Annotated in this window: 18 protein-coding genes; 7 read left to right on the forward strand and 11 right to left on the reverse strand. The window is 67.6% G+C overall.

Annotated features, from left to right (window positions below):
• Window positions 1-98: 98 nt before the first annotated feature.
• From PAM7066_RS11250 to hslO, 6 genes are all read right to left on the reverse strand, one after another.
• A complete protein-coding gene (locus PAM7066_RS11250) occupies window positions 99-1,301 on the reverse strand; it encodes a class I SAM-dependent RNA methyltransferase (protein ID WP_085854269.1) in 1,203 nt (400 codons plus the stop codon).
• Window positions 1,302-3,140 (reverse strand): ABC transporter ATP-binding protein, encoded by a 1,839-nt coding sequence (locus PAM7066_RS11255; RefSeq protein WP_085854270.1) that lies wholly within the window; start codon window positions 3,138-3,140, stop codon window positions 1,302-1,304.
• Complete coding sequence (locus PAM7066_RS11260) at window positions 3,137-4,978, reverse strand: ABC transporter ATP-binding protein (protein ID WP_085854271.1); 1,842 nt, start codon at window positions 4,976-4,978, stop codon at window positions 3,137-3,139. Before PAM7066_RS11260 ends, PAM7066_RS11255 begins: the two co-directional genes overlap by 4 nt.
• A gap of 63 nt (window positions 4,979-5,041) precedes the next feature.
• A complete protein-coding gene (locus PAM7066_RS11265; RefSeq protein WP_085854272.1) occupies window positions 5,042-6,190 on the reverse strand; it encodes a CCA tRNA nucleotidyltransferase in 1,149 nt (382 codons plus the stop codon).
• Window positions 6,187-6,768 (reverse strand): CoA pyrophosphatase, encoded by a 582-nt coding sequence (locus PAM7066_RS11270; RefSeq protein ID WP_245749665.1) that lies wholly within the window; start codon window positions 6,766-6,768, stop codon window positions 6,187-6,189. Before PAM7066_RS11270 ends, PAM7066_RS11265 begins: the two co-directional genes overlap by 4 nt.
• Window positions 6,761-7,762, reverse strand: coding sequence for an Hsp33 family molecular chaperone HslO (gene hslO, locus PAM7066_RS11275; RefSeq protein WP_085854457.1), 1,002 nt, complete (start codon window positions 7,760-7,762; stop codon window positions 6,761-6,763). Before hslO ends, PAM7066_RS11270 begins: the two co-directional genes overlap by 8 nt.
• 82 nt (window positions 7,763-7,844) lie before the next feature.
• On the opposite strand from hslO, the gene PAM7066_RS11280 reads away from it, so the two are divergent.
• Complete coding sequence (locus PAM7066_RS11280; RefSeq protein ID WP_085854273.1) at window positions 7,845-8,279, forward strand: NUDIX domain-containing protein; 435 nt, start codon at window positions 7,845-7,847, stop codon at window positions 8,277-8,279.
• Here PAM7066_RS11280 and PAM7066_RS11285 read toward each other — a convergent pair.
• The gene (locus PAM7066_RS11285; protein WP_085854274.1) at window positions 8,276-9,529 is read right to left on the reverse strand and encodes a PP2C family protein-serine/threonine phosphatase; all 1,254 of its coding nucleotides are present in this window, start codon (window positions 9,527-9,529) and stop codon (window positions 8,276-8,278) included. The two genes, PAM7066_RS11280 and PAM7066_RS11285, sit on opposite strands and share 4 nt — an antisense overlap.
• A 108-nt stretch (window positions 9,530-9,637) precedes the next feature.
• Between PAM7066_RS11285 and PAM7066_RS11290 the strand changes: the two genes are divergently transcribed.
• Complete coding sequence (locus PAM7066_RS11290) at window positions 9,638-10,012, forward strand: Hpt domain-containing protein (RefSeq protein WP_085854275.1); 375 nt, start codon at window positions 9,638-9,640, stop codon at window positions 10,010-10,012.
• On the opposite strand, the gene ilvA is transcribed toward PAM7066_RS11290, so the two are convergent.
• Both ilvA and PAM7066_RS11300 read right to left on the reverse strand, forming a co-directional pair.
• Window positions 9,964-11,211: a threonine ammonia-lyase IlvA gene (gene ilvA / locus PAM7066_RS11295; protein WP_085854458.1), complete on the reverse strand. Its 1,248-nt coding sequence runs from the start codon at window positions 11,209-11,211 to the stop codon at window positions 9,964-9,966. The two genes, PAM7066_RS11290 and ilvA, sit on opposite strands and share 49 nt — an antisense overlap.
• A 27-nt stretch (window positions 11,212-11,238) precedes the next feature.
• Window positions 11,239-11,979 carry a hypothetical protein gene (locus tag PAM7066_RS11300; protein WP_085854276.1) on the reverse strand — a complete coding sequence of 247 codons (741 nt, stop codon included), beginning with the start codon at window positions 11,977-11,979 and terminating at the stop codon, window positions 11,239-11,241.
• A gap of 118 nt (window positions 11,980-12,097) precedes the next feature.
• On the opposite strand from PAM7066_RS11300, the gene PAM7066_RS11305 reads away from it, so the two are divergent.
• Together PAM7066_RS11305 and PAM7066_RS11310 are read left to right on the forward strand one after the other, a co-directional pair.
• Complete coding sequence (locus PAM7066_RS11305; protein WP_085854277.1) at window positions 12,098-13,318, forward strand: argininosuccinate synthase; 1,221 nt, start codon at window positions 12,098-12,100, stop codon at window positions 13,316-13,318.
• A gap of 57 nt (window positions 13,319-13,375) precedes the next feature.
• Window positions 13,376-13,660 carry an SCP2 sterol-binding domain-containing protein gene (locus PAM7066_RS11310; RefSeq protein ID WP_085854278.1) on the forward strand — a complete coding sequence of 95 codons (285 nt, stop codon included), beginning with the start codon at window positions 13,376-13,378 and terminating at the stop codon, window positions 13,658-13,660.
• Here PAM7066_RS11310 and htpX read toward each other — a convergent pair whose 3' ends face one another.
• Window positions 13,661-14,536 (reverse strand): zinc metalloprotease HtpX, encoded by an 876-nt coding sequence (gene htpX, locus PAM7066_RS11315; RefSeq protein ID WP_085854279.1) that lies wholly within the window; start codon window positions 14,534-14,536, stop codon window positions 13,661-13,663.
• A gap of 168 nt (window positions 14,537-14,704) precedes the next feature.
• Between htpX and msrA the strand changes: the two genes are divergently transcribed.
• Together msrA and PAM7066_RS11325 are read left to right on the forward strand one after the other, a co-directional pair.
• The gene (gene msrA, locus PAM7066_RS11320) at window positions 14,705-15,328 is read left to right on the forward strand and encodes a peptide-methionine (S)-S-oxide reductase MsrA (RefSeq protein ID WP_306456074.1); all 624 of its coding nucleotides are present in this window, start codon (window positions 14,705-14,707) and stop codon (window positions 15,326-15,328) included.
• Between the two features lie 32 nt (window positions 15,329-15,360).
• The gene (locus PAM7066_RS11325; protein ID WP_090928957.1) at window positions 15,361-16,506 is read left to right on the forward strand and encodes an amidohydrolase; all 1,146 of its coding nucleotides are present in this window, start codon (window positions 15,361-15,363) and stop codon (window positions 16,504-16,506) included.
• Here the strand turns inward: PAM7066_RS11325 and PAM7066_RS11330 are convergent.
• Window positions 16,503-18,755 (reverse strand): NADP-dependent malic enzyme, encoded by a 2,253-nt coding sequence (locus tag PAM7066_RS11330; protein ID WP_085854280.1) that lies wholly within the window; start codon window positions 18,753-18,755, stop codon window positions 16,503-16,505. The two genes, PAM7066_RS11325 and PAM7066_RS11330, sit on opposite strands and share 4 nt — an antisense overlap.
• A gap of 195 nt (window positions 18,756-18,950) precedes the next feature.
• Between PAM7066_RS11330 and mutS the strand changes: the two genes are divergently transcribed.
• Window positions 18,951-21,563 carry a DNA mismatch repair protein MutS gene (gene mutS / locus PAM7066_RS11335; RefSeq protein WP_085854281.1) on the forward strand — a complete coding sequence of 871 codons (2,613 nt, stop codon included), beginning with the start codon at window positions 18,951-18,953 and terminating at the stop codon, window positions 21,561-21,563.
• Window positions 21,564-21,598: the final 35 nt, after the last annotated feature.

A 21,598-nucleotide genomic window follows, 5' to 3' on the forward strand; every position in this document is an offset into this window, starting at 1 on the left:
TCGCTCGCCTCTGGGTCTTTCTTGCCCTTTACCGTGCCCGCCATAACCCCGGAACCGGGGGGCTGGCCATCACGAGTTTGAGAGGCGGAAAAGTGCCGTCAAGAGCGTTGAAACGCTGCCGCAACCTCGACATGCGGAGACCAGCGGAACTGGTCCACCACCCGGATCCAGTCCAGCCGATAGCCGCCGCCGATCAGGATCTCGGCGTCGCGGGCGAATGAGAGAGGGTTGCACGAGATCCCGGCGACACGCGGCACGTCCGATTCCGCAAGCTCGCGGCACTGCGCCTCAGCCCCCGCGCGGGGCGGGTCGATCACTAGCCCATCGAAGCGAGACAGCTCGGCCGCGGCAAGCGGATCGCGGAACAGGTCGCGCCTCTCGGTCGTCAGCTTGCGGTGACCCTTAGTATGGCGCCAGGCGGCCGCGGCGGCCTCGAGAAGGTCGGGATCGCCCTCGACCGCGTGAACCTCGGCGCGCCTCGAGATCGGCAGGGCAAAGGTTCCGCAGCCCGAGAACAGATCGGCCACCCGCCCCGCCTGGCCCAGCGCCTTCGATACGCAGGCCAGAAGCGCCGATTCGCCGTGCCGCGTGGCCTGCAGGAACCCGCCCGGCGGCGGTTCGGCCAGCACACCCGCGAACGAGACGGAAGCGGCCCGCGAGCGGGCGACGAGCTCGCCATTCACGGTAAGGCGCGCCAGATCGGCCTCCGCCGCGATGCCCGTGAGGTCAGTCAGTGCAGCCTGCGACGGGTCCGGGCCGCCCCGCACCGCCACGTCCAGCCCGTTCCTGCCGGCGATCACCGTCAGCGACAGCTCGGTCCGTGCGGACCCCGCGGCCCTGGCAATGCGGGCGAGCACCGGCAGGGCGCCTTCGATCTCGGGCACGAGGACCCGGCAGCCAGTCACGTCGACCAGCTCGTGCGAACGTCGGCCGTGGAAGCCGACCGTGCCGCCCTTGGCGGAAAGGACCGCGCGCCGCCGCGACCGGGCCGAGGACGTGGCGACCCCCACGATCGGCGCAGGCAGCCCCCGCGCCTCGAGCGCCTGACGCACGATTCCGACCTTCCAGCGGCCGACGAAGGCGTCGTCGGCATGCATCAGATCGCAGCCGCCACAGGCATCGTAGTTCGGGCACTCTGGTTTCACCCGATCCCGCGAAGGCTCGATCACCGTCGGGGCCGCCATCCGGTCGCCCGTCACTTCGCCTTCGACCAGCTCGCCGGGCAGGGTCCGCGGTGCAAAGATCGGGCCCGGCGCGATCCCGTCGCCGCGATGGCCCAGCCGCTCGATCCTCAGCTGCATCTACTCGGCCGCCTCGTCATATTGGATGAACCCGCCCGACTGCCGCTTCCAGTAGCGGGCGTAGATGCCGTCCTTCTCCAACAGATCGGGATGGGTGCCTTCCTCGACGATCCGGCCCTCTTCCAGCACGATGATCCGGTCCATGTTGGCCAGCGTCGACAGCCGGTGCGCGATGGCGAGGACCGTCTTGCCTTCCATCACACGGTCCAGGGCCTCCTGGATCGCGGCCTCGACCTCGGAGTCGAGCGCCGATGTCGCCTCGTCCAGCACCAGGATCGGCGCGTCCTTCAGGATCGCGCGGGCCAGCGCGATTCGCTGGCGCTGCCCCCCCGACAGCTTCACGCCACGCTCGCCAAGATGCGCGGCATATCCCGTGCGGCCCTTGTGGTCGGCCAGCTGGAGGATGAAGTCGTGCGCCTCGGCCTTCCTTGCGGCCTCGAACATCTCGGCATCGCTCGCGTCGGGGCGACCGTAGAGGATGTTCTCGCGCGCCGAGCGGTTGAACATCGCGGTCTCCTGCGTGACCATCCCGATACGCTTTCGCAGGTCGGACTGCGCCACGTCGCGCACGTCCTTGCCGGCCACGGTGATCCGCCCCGTCTCGGTGTCGTAGAGGCGCAGCAACAGCGCCACCATCGTGGACTTGCCCGCCCCCGACGCCCCGACCACGCCCAGCTTCTCGCCCGCGCGCAAGGTCAGCGTCACGTTGCGCAACCCGCCCACATTCCGACCGTAGGTGAAACTGACATCCTCGAAGCGGACCTCGGCGCCCGTGGGCAGCGCATCCGCGTCGCCGGGATCGGTCAACTGGTGCGGCGGGGTCAGGGTGTTCATCCCGTCCTCGACCTCGCCCACGTTCGAATACATCGCCATCAGCGTGAAGCTGACCCAGCCCGTCATCTGCGCAATCCGGATCGAGATCGTCCCCGCCGCCGCGATATCGCCCGCAGTCGCTGTGCCGATCGACCACAGCCAAAGCGTCCCGCCGATCAGCAGGACCGGCAGCACTCCCGCCAGCGTCATCAGCGTGAAGCGGAACCCGGCCGTGAGCACGCCGAAATCCACCACCTTCTCGCGGAAGGTCGAGATCGCGTCGTGGGCGGCCTGGTCCTCGTGGTCGTCATGGGCGAACAGCTTGACCGTCTTGATGTTGGTGATCGTGTCCACGACCTGCCCCGAGACCATGGCCCGCGTCGCCGCGCGCGCCTTGGAGCGAACCCGGATGCGCGGCATGAACCACCGGATCGTCGCCAGGTAGATCACCAGCCACACGCCAAGGCCCACCGCCATCCACACGTTGATGGTGCCCACCAGCAGTGCCGCGCCCACGACCGAGGCCAGCGCGAAGCAGACCACGTTGATGAACTCGGAGGCGACCTCGGTGATCGCCCGGGCGGTCTGCATCTGCTTCTGGGCGATCCGGCCCGCGAAATCGTTGTCGAAGAAGGTGACGGCCTGTCCCAGCGTCCAGCGATTCAGCCGCATCAGGACCATCGGGTTCAAGTTCGGCGCGACCACGATCGCGTTCGACGCCGATGACAGCCCGAAGAGGACCGGCCGCAAGAGCACGAAGAACGCCAACGCCCCCAGCAACAGCGGCGCCTCGTCCGTGAAATAGCTGCCGACATCCGTCGCGCCGGCGGCCGAATCCACGACCCAGCCGAGGATCAGCGCGGTGAAGACCTCGGCCGTCCCGGCAAGCGCCGAAAGCGCGCCGGCGACGATCATCCACCCCCACGCGCCCGACAGGGCCCAGAGGAAGAACTTGCCGAGCGAGTCGGGTGGCGACCCCTCGGCCGGGCGGAACGCGTCGATGACGTTTGCGAGGGAACGGATCATTCGGCCGCCTCCAGATCAAGAAAACCGCCCGATTGCCGGGCCCATAGCCGCGCATAGAGGCCATCGCGGCGGATCAGGTCGTCATGTGCGCCCTCTTCGACGATCCGGCCCTCGTCGATCACAACGATCCGGTCCATCCGGGCGATGGTGGAGAGCCGGTGCGCGATCGCGATCACAGTCTTGCCCTCCATCACGCCGTAGAGCGTCTCCTGGATCGCCGTCTCGACCTCGGAATCCAAGGCCGAGGTCGCCTCGTCCAGCACCAGGATCGGCGCGTTCTTCAGGATCACCCGGGCAAGCGTGATCCTCTGCCGCTGCCCACCCGACAGCTTCACGCCGCGTTCGCCCACAAGCGCGTCATAGCCCGAGCGACCCTTGGAATCGGACAGGCCCTCGATGAACTCATGCGCCTCGGCCCGGCGCGCGGCCGCGATCACCTCGGCTTCGGTCGCGTCGGGCTTGCCGTAGAGGATGTTGTCGCGGACCGACCGGTGCAGAAGCGCGCTGTCCTGGCTGACCATGCCGATCTGGCGGCGCAGGCTGGACTGGGTGACGGTGCCTATATCCTGCCCGTCGATCAGGATGCGGCCTTGCTCGGCGTCGTAGAAGCGCAGCAGCAGCTTGACGAGCGTCGACTTTCCCGCCCCCGAGCGGCCGACAAGACCAACCTTCTCGCCCGGACGAACCGTCAGGTCGAGCCCGTCTAGGCCGCCGGTCTCGCGCCCGTATCGATGGGTCACGCGATCAAACCGGACCTCGCCACGCTCGAACTGCAGGGGCCGGGCGCCAGGGTGGTCGGTCAACGCGATCGGCTGGGCGATCGTCTCCATCCCTTCGGCGACGACGCCGAGGTTGCGGAAGAACGAGCTGATGGCCCACATGACCCAGCCCGTCATGCCCGACAGGCGCATCACCAGCGCGCTCGCCGTCGCCACCACGCCCACCGTCGCGGCGCCGGAATACCACAGCGCGATGGCCCATCCGACCACTCCGACCGTCAGCACCCCGTTCAGCACGGTCAGCATCACGTCCATCAGGGTGTAGAGGCGCATCTCGAACTGGAATTTCGTCCGGGCCAGCGCGATCGCCTCGCGACCGTATTCCATTTCCTTGTCGTGATGGGCAAAGAGCTTCACCGAATGGATGTTCGAGTAGCTGTCCACCACCCGCCCGGTGACGAAGCTGCGGGCATCCGCGGCCGCCTCGCTGGCCGGACCGACGCGTCGGACGACCCACCGGATGAGGAACCCGTAGAGGATCCCCCAGATCAGCAGCGGGATGACGAGGCGCGGGTCGGCGCCGGACAGGAGGATCGCCGCGCCGACGATATAGCTGACGGCATAAGTCATCGCGTCGAAGACCTGGAACACGGCCTCGCCCGCAGCCGGCGGCGCCTGCATGATCCGGTTGGCAATGCGCCCGGCGAAGTCGTTCTCGAACCAGCCGACCGACTGGCGCATGACGTGCGAATGCGCGCGCCAGCGGAACAGCGTGCCGAAATTGGGCAGGATCGCGTTGTTCAGCAGCAACACGTTCAGCGACTGGATCACCGGCCGCACGAACAGGATCGCGAGCGCCACGAGGATCAGTTCGGTCCCGTGCTCGGCCCAGGTCTGCCGGGGATCCGCATCCGAGAGCAGGTTCACGACGCGACCCAGGTAGGCGATCAGCAGGATCTCGATCGCGGCGACGGCGACCGAAGTGAGCCCCGCGAACACGAAGATGCCGGTGAAGGGCCGGGAGTAGTCGCGCAGGAACGGCCACAGCCGACGCGGCGGCGCGTCGCTGTCCGGGTGGTGGGCAAAGGGGTCCACCAGGTTTTCGAAGAAACGGAACATGAGGGCCTTCCGGGGTGCCCCGCTGACATAGGGACGGGCGTGCGAAAGGAAAAGCGCGGGCCGTCAGCCCAGCAGTTCGTCGCGCGTCAACGTGAAGCCCGAGGCGATCCAGCGCCGTTCAAGCTCGTGCAATTGCCGGCCCAGCTCCGGCCCCTCGAGCCGATCCTTCAGATCCGCCCCCCGCACCGGGAACACGGCGCCGGCCCCGAGGTCGAGCTTCTCGTTCAGATCCGCCGGTAGCGGCGCGCCGAAATGAGCCGCGCGCAAGAGGGCGATGTCCTGCGCCTCGTCCCGCCCATGGCGAAAGGCGAGTTCGGCCAGCCCGGACTCCGCGCCGGTCCCGTCCGTCAGCCGGGCAAGCCGCCCAGCCTCCTTCTTCGACAGGCGCAGGCGGTCGTGCGCGCCCTCGCCGCCGATCGCGGCGAGGCGGCGCAGCGCGTCGGGAGCGACGCCGATCAGCCCTTCCAGGTGTACAAGGGGCGCAAGGGATGCGGTCCCGGCACCCGGCAGGACACGTGCGAGGATGCCCGACTGCTCCATCGACGCAACCGAGGGCGCGGGATCGGGGGCGGCCAGAAGCTTCAGCATCTCCTTGCCGATGCGCTCGGCCGAGAGGCGCTCGATCCCGTCCGCGAGGTCGGCACACGCCGCCAGCGCCTCGGCATCGACGCCTTCCGAGGCGTCTCCGTACCAGGCGTGGAAGCGGAAATAGCGCAGGATCCGCAGGTAATCCTCGGCGATCCGCGCGCGAGGATCGCCGACGAACCGCACGCGCCGGGCCTGAAGATCGGGCAGGCCATCCAGAGGGTCGACCACGGTGCCGTCGGCCTCGGCATAGAGCGCGTTCATCGTGAAATCGCGCCGCGCGGCATCCTCTGCCACCTCGGTCGAGAACGCGACCCGCGCATGGCGTCCGTCGGTTTCGACATCACGGCGGAACGTCGTCACCTCGAGCGGGCGCCCCTCGGCGATCACCGTGACGGTGCCGTGGTCGATTCCGGTGGGAACGGCCTTGAAACCGGCGGCCTCGGCGATCTGGACGGTCCGCTCGGGGGGTGCATCGGTCGCGATGTCGATGTCATCCACCGGCGCATCTAGCGCTGCGTTGCGCACGCAGCCCCCGACGAACAGACCCCGGTGCCCCGCGTCGGCAAGCGCGCGAAGGAACGTCTGCACGCCGTCATGCTGCCGCCAGGGGCCATCGATCCTCATGCCATCCTCTCGGCGAGCCCGCGCAGGATTCGCGCGGTTGCGCCCCAGATGTAATAGGGGCCGAAGGGCACGACGTAGTAGCGCCTAAGCTCCCGCCGCCAGAGGCGCCCCTGCACCGTGTAGTTCCGGCGGTCGACCAGATGCGCCAGCGGAACCTCGAAAATCTCGGCCACTTCGCCGGCCTCGGGGCGCAGGGGCGGCGCGCCGCGGATCAAGGCGACCACAGGTGTCATCCGGTAGCCGGTGACCGTGACATGAGGCGGCAGCGTGCCCAGGACTTCGGCCGCGTCCCCGGGCAAGGCGATCTCCTCCTGTGCCTCGCGCAGGGCGGCGGCCGTGGCGTCCGCGTCGATTGGTTCGACCTTGCCGCCCGGGAAGGCGATCTGGCCGGGATGCTGGCTGAGATGGCTCGCCCGTTTGGTCAGGATCACCCGACCATCTTCGCGGATGGGGACGAGGACGCCCGCCTCGCGCAGTGCCGGGCGGGCGGGCGCCGAAGCGGACGACAGTTCGAAATCGGACGAGGGCGCCGAAACCCGCGCCAAGGCGGACATCAAGGTGCCACGCAGGTCACTCACCGTTTTTCGGAGCCTCCTCGGCCTCGAACCCGAGCGTCTTGGGATCGAGCTCGTAATGCGCGCCGCAGAACTGGCAGTCGGCGGTAACCGTGCCCTCGTCGGTCGTCATATGCGCCAGATCGCGCTGCGAGTAGATCGACAGCGACTGCCGAACCCGGTCGGCCGAGCAGGTGCACCCAAAGCGGATCGGCTGGGCGTCGAAGACCCGTGGCGCCTCTTCGTGGAACAGGCGCACCAGAAGATCGGTCGGCGCGACATGGGGGCCGACGAGCTCGGTCTCTTCCACCGTGTCGAGCAGGGTGTTCACGCGGGTCCAGTTCTCGGCTTCGTCCCCGTCGAGGATATCTCCGGCGTTCATCAGACCGTCCTGCGCGCTCGCCTCGGCATCGGCGCGAAGGGGCGACGCCGCGGGCATGTGCTGGAGCATGACCCCGCCGCCGCGCCAATGCGCGGCCTGGCCGGGCTCTTGCGCCTGGCCGAAGGTCAATGCGAAACGGGTCGGCAGTTGCTCGGACTGCGCGAAATACGTCTCGGCACAGGCCGACAGCGACCCGCCGGCCAGCGGCGTGATGCCGGAATACGGCTTCGTCCCGTCGCCCTGGTCGAGCAGCATGGCGAAATACCCGTTGCCGATGTGGTCGAAGGCGTCCCCGCCGGCCGTCAGCCGGTCGCCGTCATAGCTGGCATAGGCCCGGATCTGAGCGGGGCTGCCATCCTGTCCCGGCGCATAGTAGTCGGTGGCGATCAGCCGCACGGGACCGTCGCCGCGCACCTGCAGCGACAGTTTCCACCGCAGCTTGATCGTCTGCCCGATCAGCGCGGTCAGCATGACGGCTTCTGCCACCAGGGCCTCGATCTCGGGCGGGTAGTCGTGTTGCCGCAGCACCTCGGCCAGAACGCCGTCGAGCCGCGCGACGCGTCCGCGGGTGTCGGAACGGTCGAGCTGGAAGGGCAGGACGGTGTCGTCCCAGGCGATGGTCTGTCCCAGGGTCATGGTTTCCTCGATCGAGCGGATTTCGGTGTTACTGGCCCCATATAGGCAAGGCGACGCGCGCTTGAACCCCGGAAAGGCCGCCATGATCCGCATCGAATCCCCTCCCGAAGCCGGTATCCGCTACACGCACAGGCCCGGCGCCTATGCGATCCTCATGCTGGACGGGCAGGTTCTGGTGACATTCCAGAGAAGCCCACGCGCGGAATTTCAGCTTCCCGGCGGCGGCATCGATCCGGGCGAGGGCGCCGTCCGCGCGCTGCACCGCGAGGTCTATGAAGAGACAGGCTACCGCCTGATGGCGCCGCGGCGGTTGGGAGCGCACCGGCGCTTCGTGTGGATGCCGGACTACCAGATCCATGCCGAGAAGGTGTGCCACATCTACCTGGCGCGCCCCACCTTGCGCATCGGACCGCCGGTGGAACCCGAGCACGAGGCGCTATGGATGGCGGCCGAAGAGGCCGTGCAGCAGCTTTCCATCCCGGGCGATGCGCGTTTCCTGGAAACGCTGCTGCGCTAGAGCCGTTCAATCAGGATCGCGGAAATATCGTCGGGCAGATCCCCGCCGTCGCGCATGTAAGCCAGCTCTGCTCGGACTGCCGAAAAGAGCGCGGCCCCATGCGCGTTCCGGTGCCTGTCGATCATCCGGGTCAGGCCGACCTCGTCCACCATCGTGCCGTCCGGCGCCGGGCACTCCGTGATCCCGTCCGAGTAGATCAGAAGCCTGTCCCCGGGCGCGAGGGTGATCTCGCCAGCCTCGTATTCCATGTCGTCGATCAGCCCGACCGGCGGTCCGCCAAGTCCGACGTACCGCATGTCGCCCGCTTCGAGGCAGTGGAGCGGATGGGGATGTCCGGCCTGGCAGAAGGCGAAGCGCCCGGTTACAGGGTCGAGCTCGCCGATGAGGATGGTGAAGTAGTGCCCGGTGTCGTGATCCGCGAGGAAACGCTCGTTCAGCCGGGTGCAGATCTGATCAGGCGGCAGCATCCTGATGCCGTCAGGCCCGTCGGTCAGTGCGATATTGCGCTTGGGACTGCCGCTGGAGAGCCAGGACGACAGACGCATCGTGACCAGGGCGGACGTGATCCCGTGCCCGGACACGTCGATGGAATAGAGCCCGATCCGATCCTCGCCCACGGGGAACGTGCCCAGGATGTCCCCTCCGACATGGCCAGACGGCTCGAGGTCGAAGTGGATCGACCATCCCGGCACCTCGATCGGTCCCTTCGCGGAAAGGGACAGCTGAAGGCGGCGGGCTTCGGCCAGATCCTGGTCCAACCGGTCGTTCATCCGCCTCATGCGGTCGAGCGTCTGCATGACGAGGCGGTTCTTCTCACGCAGCTCGCGGGTCATTCCGAGAATGCGTTCGCCCGCGGTGATACGTGCGAGAAGCTCCTGGTGCGACAGTGGTTTGCTGACGAAGTCGTCCGCCCCGATGCTGAGCGCGGTGGCCAGATCCTCGGTCCCCGTCTTGGTCGTCAGGATGATGAAATAGATGTAGTCCTCGCGGAGGTCCGACCTGAGCGCGGCGCAGAGATCCAGACCGCTCATCCCCGGCATCATCCAGTCGCTGACCACGATGTCGGGCGGGGTCTCGCGGCACAGGTCAAGCGCCTCTTCGCCGCTTGCTGCCTCGATTACGGTGAAGGGCGTTCCACGAAGCGCCGCGGCCAGTACCCGCCGCTGAAGGCTGCTGTCATCGACCAGAAGGATCGTCGGACGCCTAGGGGCAGGGTAGTCGTCGGCACTCTCCAGGTCTGGGTCGGTCACGGCAGCAATATCCCTTGGAAATGCCGAACCGTAGACGCCAAGGTCTTAAGCGCGGTTTAAGCGCACCTGCTTACTTATCCTTAACGCGGCTGTGCGATTCCACGCCGCATGATTGATGATACGCCGCTTATCGACATGCAGCGCCTCGCCGAAATGCGTGACGATTTCGGGGCGGAGATCCTGCCCGAACTGCACGCACTTTTCGTTTCGGAAGCCGCCGTCCTGGTCGAGCGGATCGGGGCGGAAGACGGTGCCGACCTCGTGCCTCTTGTCCATACGCTTAAAGGGTCGGCGCAAACCATGGGCATGGCGCGCCTCGTCCTCGTGTGCAAACAGGCCGAAACGGCGCTGCACGAGGGGCGGAAGACGGATCCGGCGATGATCGCACATCTTGTGGAACAGTCGGCCGACGCCTTCGCCGGGGAATGCGGCTGTCAGATCAGGAATTCCGACAAGATCGGGTCGGCCGTGATGTCCCGATAGACGAACTCGGCCGCGTCGAGGCGCTGGAAGAGCGATTCGAAGTTGCGCGCGTGCGTGGTCTCGATCCCGATCAGGACGGACCCGAAGTTGCGCGCGGACTTCTTGAGATACTCGAACCGGGCGATGTCGTCATCCGGCCCCAGAAGCTCGAGGAAGTCGCGCAACGCGCCGGGGCGCTGCGGCAGGCGTAGGACGAAGTATTTCTTGATGCCCGAGAACCGCTGCGCACGCTCGCGCACCTCGGGCAGTCGCTCGAAGTCGAAATTGCCGCCCGATGTGACGCAGACTACAGTCTTCCCACGGATCTGATCTGCCAATTCGGGCAGCACGTCGAGCGACAGCGCCCCCGCAGGTTCCAGGACGATCCCCTCGACGTTCAGCATCTCGAGCATGGTCGCGCAGATGCGGTCCTCTGGCGCCAGCAGTACCCTCTCGGGTGGGACGGTCTTCAGGATCTCGAATGGCCGCGCCCCGATCCGGGCGACCGAGGCGCCATCGACGAAGCTGTCCACGCGGCTCAGGCTTTCCGGCGCGCCGGCCGCGAGGGCGGCCGTCAAGCTCGCGCCACCCACCGGCTCGACCAGCCACAGGGACAGGCCCGGAACGGTCGCATCGAGATACCGCTTGATGCCCGACGACAGACCGCCGCCGCCCACCGGCAGGATCACCATGTCGGGCGGCGCGGGCATCTCGTCCAGCATCTCGACCACGACCGAGGCCTGTCCCTCGATCACGTGCGGGTCGTCGAACGGGGCGAGGAAATGGCCGCCCTCTGCCGCGCAGAATTCCTGTGCCACGCGAAGCGTCTCGTCGAAATAGTCGCCGACCAGGCGAATCTCGATGTCCGTGCCGCCGAAAGCACGGGTCTTGTCGATCTTCTGCTGCGGCGTGGTGACCGGCATGAAGATCACGCCCCTCACCCCGAAATGGGCGCAGTTGAAGGCCACACCCTGCGCATGGTTGCCGGCCGAGGCAGCCACGAACAACGCCCGGTCGGGATCGGACTCGAGCGCCTTGCGCATGGCGTTGAACGCCCCGCGGATCTTGTAGGATCGCACCGGCGTCAGATCCTCGCGCTTCAGCCAGATGTCGGCATCGTATTTCTGGCTCAGATACGCGTTCCGCTGCAGCGGAGTCGCGGGGAACAGCGTCCGCAGGCGGGCCGTGAGGGCCTGGGCGGCATCGGTGAAATCATCCATGGGCATCGGGATGCCCGCAAGCCGCGCTCAGGTCAATTCCAGGCCTTCGACATAATGGCCGTAGATCGTCGTCATCAGGCTGGCCCCAAGGAGCGTCAGAACCCATTGAACGACGATCTGCACGGCGACATCGATCAGGATCACGTCGGTGAACACGATGGGCGGAAGCGTGGTGACCGCCGCAAGCAGGATCGATGCCACGACGATGGGCCCCGTTGCCCCTGCGGTCGCCGACCACCCCTCGCGCAGGCCCATCGAGCGCCCGACGGCGGCGGCAGGCAGGACCGGGCAGAAGCGCCCGAAGATCCCCAGCGCCACCGCCGATGTCAGGAAGGTCATGATCAAGTCGGCTTGCGGCACACCGGCCCCGAACAGGGCGATCCCGGCCGGAACGGCAACGATCAGAATGGCCGGGATCAGGATCAACGAGATCAGCAGGCCCTTCCAGAAATACGCCGCCAGCCGCCCCGGATACAGGGGCGGCACCGTCTCCGGCATCTCGCCGAGAAGCACCCATCGGTGCCAGAGGACGGCCATCCAGAGCATCGAAAACCACAGACCGATCGAGCCGAGAAAATAGCCGGTGCCGGGCAGGGACATCTCTTCGTCGTTCGGCGCGCCCAGGGTGGCCTCGGGCCAATGGGCGATCATAACCGCGAGGCAGATGGCGCCGATCAGGTAAGGCGGCAGGGTGACCCGGAGCGTGCCGGGCAGATCGCGCAGGATCATTGCCGCCGCGTGACGGAACAAGTGCCAGCCCTTTTTCATCGCAAGTTCTCCGCGATCATCCCGCGGTTGCAAGAAGCATACGAAGCACGGAACGCCAATATTGCTCCCCGCCGCGCAAACCGATATCCGCGCCCTGACGCAAAGGAGACACGGGATCATGTCGCAACCGAAGAAAGTGGTGCTGGCCTATTCGGGCGGGCTCGATACCTCGATCATTCTCAAGTGGTTGCAGACCGAGTATGGCTGCGAGGTCGTGACCTTCACCGCCGACCTGGGCCAGGGCGAAGAACTCGAGCCTGCACGCAAGAAGGCCGAGATGCTGGGCGCAAGCGAAATCTACATTGACGACTTGCGTGAGGAATTCGTGCGCGACTTCGTCTTCCCGATGTTTCGCGCCAATGCCGTTTACGAAGGTCTCTACCTGCTCGGAACCTCCATCGCTCGGCCCCTCATCACCAAGCGCTGCGTCGAGATCGCTCAAGAGACCGGCGCAGATGCGATCGCGCATGGATCGACCGGCAAGGGCAATGACCAGGTTCGCTATGAACTTTCGGCGGCAGCGCTCAACCCAGACCTAAAGGTCATCGCGCCGTGGCGGGAATGGAGCCTTTCGTCTCGCACGGATCTCATAAACTTCGCCGAGAAGCATCAGATCCCCATCGCCAAGGACAAGCGCGGCGAGGCGCCGTTCAGCGTGGACGCGAATCTTCTGCACACCTCGTCCGAAGGCAAGGTGCTGGAAAACCCGGCCGATGACGCGCCCGACTACGTCTACCAGCGCACCGTGAACCCCGAGGACGCGCCCGATACGCCCGAGTTCATCGAGATCGGGTTCGAGAAGGGCGATGCCGTGTCGGTCAACGGCGCGGCGATGTCGCCTGCAACGGTTCTGACCAAGCTGAACGAGCTGGGCGGCAAGCATGGCATCGGCCGGCTCGACCTGGTCGAGGGGCGCTTCGTCGGCATGAAATCCCGCGGCATCTACGAGACGCCCGGCGGCACGCTGCTGCTCGAGGCGCATCGCGGGATTGAGCAGATCACGCTCGACCGCGGGCAGGCGCATCTGAAGGACGAGCTGATGCCCCGCTACGCCGAGCTGATCTACAACGGCTTCTGGTTCTCGCCCGAGCGCGAGATGCTGCAAGCCGCCATCGACCATTCGCAGCAGCACGTGACCGGCACCGTGCGTCTGAAGCTCTACAAGGGCATGGCGCGGACGGTCGGGCGGTGGTCGGACCACTCGCTCTATTCCGAGGCGCATGTGACCTTCGAGGACGACGCCGGTGCCTATGACCAGAAGGACGCGGCGGGGTTCATCCAGTTGAACGCCCTGCGCTTGAAGCTGCTGGCGGCGCGCAAGCGGCGGCTCGGGTCGTAACGTCACGCTTCAGTCACGCCCGTCCTTCATGCAGTTCGCGTGCAGGAGGACGGGCAGATGGCACTCACCGACATTCGCGACAGGTTCCAGCGCGGGCTGGACCGCAAGCCGCTGGACGACAGCATCAAGTTCGACTGCGGCGATGACGGCGCGATCACCCTTGACGGGACCGACGCCCGGCTGGCCGACGATCCAGCCGACTGCACCATCCACATCTCCGAGCCGAACTTGGAAAAGCTCGTCACGGGCAAGCTGAACCCGATGACGGCCTTCGCCACCGGCAAGATCAAGGTGTCGGGCGACATGAAGGTCGCACTGAAACTTTCGCAACTTCTGAAGTAGTCAGCCCCAAGGGCCGCGCTGCGCCGGAACGGCGGCGGGCTGCGCCCCGCCAGCCATCTCGCGCAGGGCGGCGACGCGGTTCTCTGTCGCCGGGTGGGTCGAGAACAGGTTGTCGTGCTTGTGTGCGTGCAGGGGGTTGATGATGAACATGTGCGCCGTGGCTGGATTGCGCTCGGCGGCATGATTGTCGATCCGGGCCGCACCTTGCGCGATCTTCCCGAGTGCCGATGCAAGCCACAGCGGATTGCCGCAGATCTCGGCCCCCGCGCGGTCGGCCGAGTATTCGCGGGTCCGGCTGATCGCCATCTGCACCAGCGCGGCGGCCAGCGGTGCAAGGATCATCATGGCGATGGTTCCCGCGATCCCCATCCGCTCGCGCGAGCCACCGAAGAACAGCGCGAAATTCGCCAGCATCGAGATCGCACCGGCGAAGGTCGCCGTGACGGTCATGATCGCCGTGTCGCGGTTCCGGATATGCGCCAGTTCGTGCGCAACGACGCCGGCCAATTCCTCGCGGCTGAGGCTGCGCATCAAGCCCGTGGTCACGGCAACGGCGGCGTTCTCGGGGTTGCGGCCGGTGGCGAAGGCGTTCGGCTGGGGCGTGTCGATGATGTAGACTGCGGGCATCGGCAGACCAGCGTTGCGCGCGAGGCCGGCAACCATGTCGCTGAGGCCCGTGCGATCGTTCGGCCCCACCGGCTGCGCATTGTGCATCCGCAGGACCATCTTGTCCGAGTTCCACCACGAGAACGCGTTCATCCCGACGGCCACCGCGAAGGCGATGATCATGCCCGTGGTCCCGCCGAGCAGGTAGCCGACGCCGATGAACAGCGCCGTCATCGCGGCCATCAGCATCGCGGTCTTTGCGTATCCCATCCGTCCGGCTCCGATCTTCGTTCTCGCGCCGAATATGGGGTGGCGATGGCGCCACGGAAAGGTACGGCGGTGGCGGTGAAACATCGGTCAAGATGGCGTCAGTCACGGGAAGTTCGGTTTGAAATCGGACAGGGCGCGCGCACGTTCTGCCGCAAAGGAGGACCCACGATGATGAAATTCGCAATCCTGGCCGCGACGGTAGCCGCAGGCGCCGTGCCTGCCGGCGCCGCGCAGCAGACCGCCTACCTGTCGGGTGGCTGCTTCTGGTGTGTCGAGGCCGACTTCGAGAAGGTTCAGGGCGTCGGCGACGTCATCTCGGGCTTCGCCGGGGGCACGACCGCGAACCCGACCTACGGCAACTCGGGCGACCACATCGAGGCGGTGGAAGTGCCCTTCGACGATAGCCAGATCAGCTACCGCCAGATCTACGACCTGTTCCTGCGCTCGGTCGATCCGCTCGACGCAGGGGGGCAGTTCTGCGACCGGGGTCGGGAATACGAGACCGCGATCCATGTCGAGACCGAGGAACAGCGCCAGGCCGCCGAAGCCGCCATCGCCGCCGCCGAGCAGGAGCTGGGGCAGCAGATCGTCACGCCGGTCATGTCCTTCGACGAATTCTACCCGGTGGGCGACTATCACCAGGACTATTACAAGTCCGACGACCGGATCGCCTTCACCTCGGTGGGCCTCGCCGTGCCGAAAGAGGTCGCCTACAAGCGCTACCGCGAAGGCTGTGGCCGCGACGCGCGCGTGCGCGAGGTCTGGGGCGACGACGCACCGTTCGTGAATTGACGGCGGGCGGCGGCCCGGACAGGCTGCCGCCCATGATAGATGTGACGAATGACGACCTGACGGCGGCGCGCGCCCTGCGCCGCCGTCTTCATGCCCGTCCCGAACTGTCGGGGCAGGAGCACGAGACCGCGCGGATCATCGCGGCGGAGATGCGCGGCGCCGGTGCCCACGAGGTGTTGGAGGGGCTCGGCGGCACCGGCGTCGCAGCCGTGTTCCACGGCACCGGGCCCGGGCGCTGCCTGATGATCCGGGCCGAGCTGGACGCGCTGCCCATCCTTGAGGAGAGCGGCGTGCCGTGGTCGTCCGAGCACGATGGCGTCGCGCATATGTGCGGCCACGACGGGCATATGGCGATCCTCGTGGCACTGGCGCGCGCCTTGGGCCGAGGCTTCGCGCGGGGCAGGGTGGTGCTGCTGTTCCAACCGGCCGAAGAGGACGGCGCAGGCGCAAAGGCGGTGCTGGCCGATCCCCGCACGGCGGGCCTGGCGCCGGACCTGGTGGTGTCGCTCCATAACCTTCCGGGCCTGCCGATCGGAAGCGCGGCCCTGGCCGATGGGCCGATGGGCTCGGCCTCGCGCGGGATGCGGGTTCGTCTGACCGGGCGCGAGGCACATGCCTCCAGCCCGGAACACGGGCTGAGCCCGCGCCGCGCCTTGTCACGGCTGATGGAGGGGCTGACGGATCTGGACGAGGGTACGTTCCCGGCGGAACAGTTCGCGCTGGTGACGGTGGCGGGCGTCTCGATGGGCGGCACCGCCTTCGGCGTGGCGCCAGGGCGGGGCGAATTGCGCGCGACCTTGCGCACCCTGACCGATGAACGGATGGCCCAGCTGGTGCGCGACGCCGAGGCGCTGGTCCGCGAGACGGCCGTGGCCGACAGGCTGGGGGTCACGATCGACTACCACGAGGTGTTCGAGGCGACGTCGAACCATCCCGAGGCGGTGAAGGTCCTGCGCCGGGCGCTGGACGCAGCAGGGGTTGAGCACGGCCCCGAAGGGCAGCCGTGGCGGCCCTCAGAGGACTTCGGCCGGCTGAGCGCGTTGGCTCCGGCCGCCATGCTGTTCCTGGGCGCGGGCGAAGGACAGCCCCCGCTCCACGACCCGCGCTACGACTTCCCCGACGCATTGATCGAGGTCGGCGCCAGGATCTTCGCCGAAGCGGTGACGGTGGCGGTCTAGGCCATGTCGCGGGCCGCAATCGCCGCCATGTTGAGGATGTCGGCCACGCCCATGCCGGTCGAGGCGATCTGCACCGGCTTCGCGATCCCCGTGAGGATGGGCCCGAGGACCGTCGCGCCTCCCATCTCCTGCATCAGCTTCACCGAGATCGAGGCCGAGTGCCTGGCCGGTACGACCAGCACGTTGGCCGGGCCGGTGAGGCGGCAGAAGGGGTAGTGCTTCATCGCCTCGGTGTTGAGCGCGACATCGACCGTCATCTCGCCCTCGTACTCGAAATCCGCCCCCCGCGCGTCGAGCACCTGCGGCGCGAGGTGCATCTTGCGGGCACGCTCGGATACCGGGTAGCCGAAGGTCGAGAAGCTGACGAAGGCAACGCGCGGCTCGAGACCCAGGGCGCGTGCGACGTCGGCGCCGCGCGAGGCGATGTTGGCGAGGTCGTCCTCGTCGGGCCATTCGTGAACCAGCGTGTCGGCAATCAGCACGATCCGGCCGCGCAGCGACAGGGCGGTGATGCCGACGGCGCCATCCTCGGCCCGCGCATCGAAGACCATGTTGATCTGGTCGAGCACGTGGGCGGACTTGCGCGTGGCCCCGGTGACCAGCGCATCGCCGTGCCCATGGGCCAGCATCAGAGCCGAAAAGACATGACGGTCGCGGGCGGCCATCCTGTGGATGTCGGACCGATCGTAGCCCTTCCGTTGCAGGCGCTCGTATAGGAAGTCCTTGTAGGTCTCGAGGTGCTCGGTCTTGGCGGCGTTCACGATGTTCAGCCCGTCGAAGGCCGAGCCCAGCCCCTCGGTGTGCAGCTTCTCGCGGATGTCCGCGTCGCGGCCGACGACGATCGCCTCTCCCAGACCCTCGCGACGATAGGCGAGGGCGGCTCTCAGCACGCGGATGTCGTCGCCCTCGGCGAAGATCATCCGTTTTTGGGCCCGGCGGGCGCGGGCGTAGATGCCCTGCAGGATCGAGGCGGTCGGGTCCATCCGCGCCTTCAGCGCCTGCTGGTAGCCCTCCATGTCGACGATGGGCCGACGGCCGACGCCGGTATCCATGCCGGCGCGCGCGACGGCGGGGGGAATGCGCCAGATCAGGCGCGGGTCGAACGGGGTCGGGATGATGTAGTCGCGCCCGAATTTCAGGCTGCGGCCATAGGCGAGGGCGACCTCGTCCGGGACGTCCTCGCGCGCGAGGGCGGCCAGCGCCTCGGCGCATGCGATCTTCATCTCGTCGTTGATCGCACGGGCATGGATGTCGAGCGCTCCGCGGAAGAGGTAGGGGAAGCCAAGGACGTTGTTCACCTGGTTGGGATAGTCCGAGCGCCCCGTCGCGACGATCACGTCCTCGCGGACGGCGTGGACATCCTCGGGCGTGATCTCGGGGTCGGGGTTGGCCATGGCGAAGATCACGGCGTTCGGGGCCATGCTCTCGACCATCTTCTGCGTGACGGCACCCTTCACGGAGACGCCCAGGAACACGTCCGCGCCGTCCATCGCCTGCTCGAGCGTGCGCAGGTCGGTCCGGGCGGCGTGCGCGGACTTCCACTGGTTCATCCCCTCGGTCCGGCCCTGATAGATGACTCCCTTGGTGTCGCACATGATGCAGTTGTCGGCGGTCGCGCCCATCGCCTTGAGCAGCTCGAGGCACGCGATCCCGGCCGCACCCGCGCCGTTCAGGACGATCCGCACGTCCTCGATCCGCTTGCCGCTGATATGCAGCGCGTTGATCAGCCCCGCCGCGCAGATCACCGCCGTGCCGTGCTGGTCGTCGTGGAAGACGGGGATGTCCATCTCTTCCTTGAGGCGGCTTTCGATGATGAAGCACTCGGGCGCCTTGATGTCTTCCAGGTTGATGCCACCGAAGGTCGGCTCCATCAGCTTGACGGCGGCGCAGAAGGCGTCGGGGTCCTCGGTGGCAAGCTCGATGTCGATCGAGTTCACGTCGGCGAAGCGTTTGAACAGGACCGCCTTGCCCTCCATCACCGGCTTCGACGCCAGCGCGCCGAGGTTGCCGAGGCCCAGCACGGCGGTTCCGTTCGAGATCACGGCGACTAGGTTGCCCTTGTTGGTGTAGTCGTAGGCCTGGCCGGGCTCGGCCGCGATGCGCTCGCACGGGACGGCCACGCCGGGGGAGTAGGCCAGCGACAGGTCGCGCTGCGTGGACATCGGAACCGACGCCGCGATGTCGAACTTGCCCGGACGCGGCTGCATGTGGAACTGCAGCGCCTCTTCGTCGGTGAACTTCTTGGCCATCGGTTCCCTCACTCCTGCCCCGGCACCCTAGGTGACACGGAGAAGGTCGCGCATCCATACTGAAAACTGCGCGGCCGGGTATTTTTGGGAAACAAACGAAAAGACGCTCAGGCCCGACTTTTGCGGGACGCGGGGCTTTGCTAGAGGGGTGCGACCTGGGGCAAGGGGGCACCCGTGAGCGACGCACCGACGCCGATGATGGCGCAGTTTCTCGAGATCAAGGCGGATCACCCGGACGCGCTGCTGTTCTACCGGATGGGTGACTTCTACGAACTGTTCTTCGATGACGCGGTGGCGGCCGCCGAGGCGCTGGACATCGCCCTGACCAAGCGCGGCAAGCATCTGGGCGATGACATCCCCATGTGCGGCGTCCCGGTCCACGCCGCCGAAGGCTACCTGCTGACCCTGATCCGCAAGGGCTTCCGCGTCGCCGTCTGCGAGCAGATGGAGGACCCCGCCGAGGCCAAGAAGCGCGGGTCCAAATCCGTGGTGAAGCGCGCGGTGGTGCGGCTGGTGACGCCCGGCACGCTGACCGAAGAGTCGTTGCTGGACGCCCGGCGGCACAACTTCCTCGCCGCCTGGGCCGATGTGCGGGGCGAGGGGGCGCTGGCCTGGGTCGACATCTCGACCGGCGAATTGCGCGTGACGCCGTGCCCGCGCGTGCGGCTGGGGCCGGAGCTTGCGCGGCTGGCCCCCCGCGAGGTGCTGCTGAGCGAGGCACACGAGGCCGACCTGACCCCGCTGGTCGCCGAATTGGGGGGCTCGGCGACAGGACTGTCGCGCGGGTCCTTCGACAGCGTGGCGGGAGAGAAGCGGCTGTGCGCGACGTGGAAGGTCGGGTCGCTGGACGCGTTCGGCGCATTCGGGCGGGCCGAAGTCTCGGCCATGGCGGCGATCGTCGACTACCTCGAGATCACGCAGCGGGGGAAGCTGCCGCTGCTGCGCGCGCCTTTGCGGGAAGAACCGCAGGCCGTCATGCAGATCGACGCGGCGACACGGCGCAACCTCGAGCTGACGCACTCCCTGTCGGGCGGCCGGCAGGGGTCGCTTCTGTGGGCCATCGACCGGACGGTGACGGCGGTCGGGGGGCGGCTGCTCGAACGGCGGCTGACCTCGCCCTCGCGGGATCTGAGCACGATCCGGGCGCGACAGGCGGGCGTCGCGCGGCTGGTGGATGATGCGCGGCTGGGCGAGACCCTGCGCGAGTGGCTGCGACAGGTGTCGGACATGGACCGGGCGCTGTCGCGGCTGGCGCTCGACCGGGGCGGGCCGCGCGACCTGACGGCCATCCGCGACGGCCTGACCCGCGCGGACGAGCTGCGCGAGGTGCTGGAAGGCGCCGAGGATTTGCCCGACGTTCTGGCCGAGGCGGCGCGGGCTTTGGGCGGCCACGAGGCACTGATCGACCTTCTGGACGCCGCGCTGGTGGCCGAACCGCCGCTTCTGGCGCGCGACGGCGGCTTCGTCGCGCCCGGCTACGACGGTGACCTCGACGAGGCGCGGACGCTGCGGGACGAGGGGCGGGGCGTGATCGCCTCGATGCAGGCCGAGTATGCCGAAGCGACGGGAATCGGCGCGCTGAAGGTCAAGCACAACAACGTGCTGGGCTACTTCATCGAGGTCACTTCGACTCATGCCGACAAGATGTTCGCCCTGTCGGACCGCTTCATCCACCGCCAGACGACCGCCAGCGCCGTACGCTTCACCACGGTCGAGCTGTCCGAACTGGAGACGAAGATCCTGAATGCCGGGGGCAGGGCGCTCGAGATCGAGAAGCGGATCTTCGGCAGCCTGTCGCAAGCCGTGGTCGCCGAGGCAGCGGCCGTCGGCGAGGCGGCGCGCGCGCTGGCGGCGCTGGACGTGACCGCGGCGCTGGCGCATCTGGCGCTGACCGAGGATTGGGTGCGCCCGACCGTCGAGGACAGCCGCCTGTTCCACGTGGAACAAGGCCGTCATCCTGTCGTCGAGCGTGCCTTGAAGGCGCAGGGGGCAGGGCCCTTCATCGCCAACGATTGCGACCTGTCGGATGGAGTGGGGCCGGCCTGCTGGCTGCTGACGGGTCCGAACATGGCCGGCAAGTCGACCTTCCTGCGGCAGAACGCGGTGATCGCACTTCTGGCGCAGATGGGGGCGTTCGTTCCCGCGCGCGAGGCCCGGATCGGCATAGTCAGCCAGCTGTTCAGCCGGGTCGGCGCGGCGGACGACCTCGCGCGGGGGCGGTCGACCTTCATGGTCGAGATGGTCGAAACCGCGGCGATCCTGAACCAGGCGGACGAGAGCGCGCTGGTGATCCTCGACGAGATCGGCCGCGGCACGGCCACCTACGATGGCCTGTCGATCGCTTGGGCGACGCTGGAACACCTGCACGACGTGAACGGATGCCGCGCGCTGTTCGCGACGCACTATCACGAGCTGACGCGGTTGGCAGAAAAGCTTGACGGGGTGAGGAACGCGACCGTCGCGGTGAAGGAGTGGGAGGGCGAGGTGATCTTCCTCCACGAGGTGCGCAAGGGGACCGCGGATCGCTCCTACGGGGTGCAGGTGGCCAAGCTGGCCGGACTGCCGCAAGCCGTGGTGGCGCGTGCCGAGGTGGTCTTGCGCGCGCTGGAAGAGGGCGAGGCGGGGGGCCGGCAGGCGACGCTGATCGACGACCTGCCATTGTTTTCGGCCGCCCCGCCGCCTGCGCCGGTCGCGCCGAAAGGCTCGGCGGTCGAGTCGCGACTCGCGGCGCTCCACCCCGACGACCTGAGCCCGCGCGAGGCGCTGGACCTGATCTACGAGCTGCGCACACTCGCCACAAAAGCTTGAACCTGGTTGTTTCTGACACTCCGCGGCCATTTCCG

It is taken from the genome of Palleronia marisminoris (genome assembly GCF_900172315.1).
GTDB classification, from domain to species: domain Bacteria; phylum Pseudomonadota; class Alphaproteobacteria; order Rhodobacterales; family Rhodobacteraceae; genus Palleronia; species Palleronia marisminoris.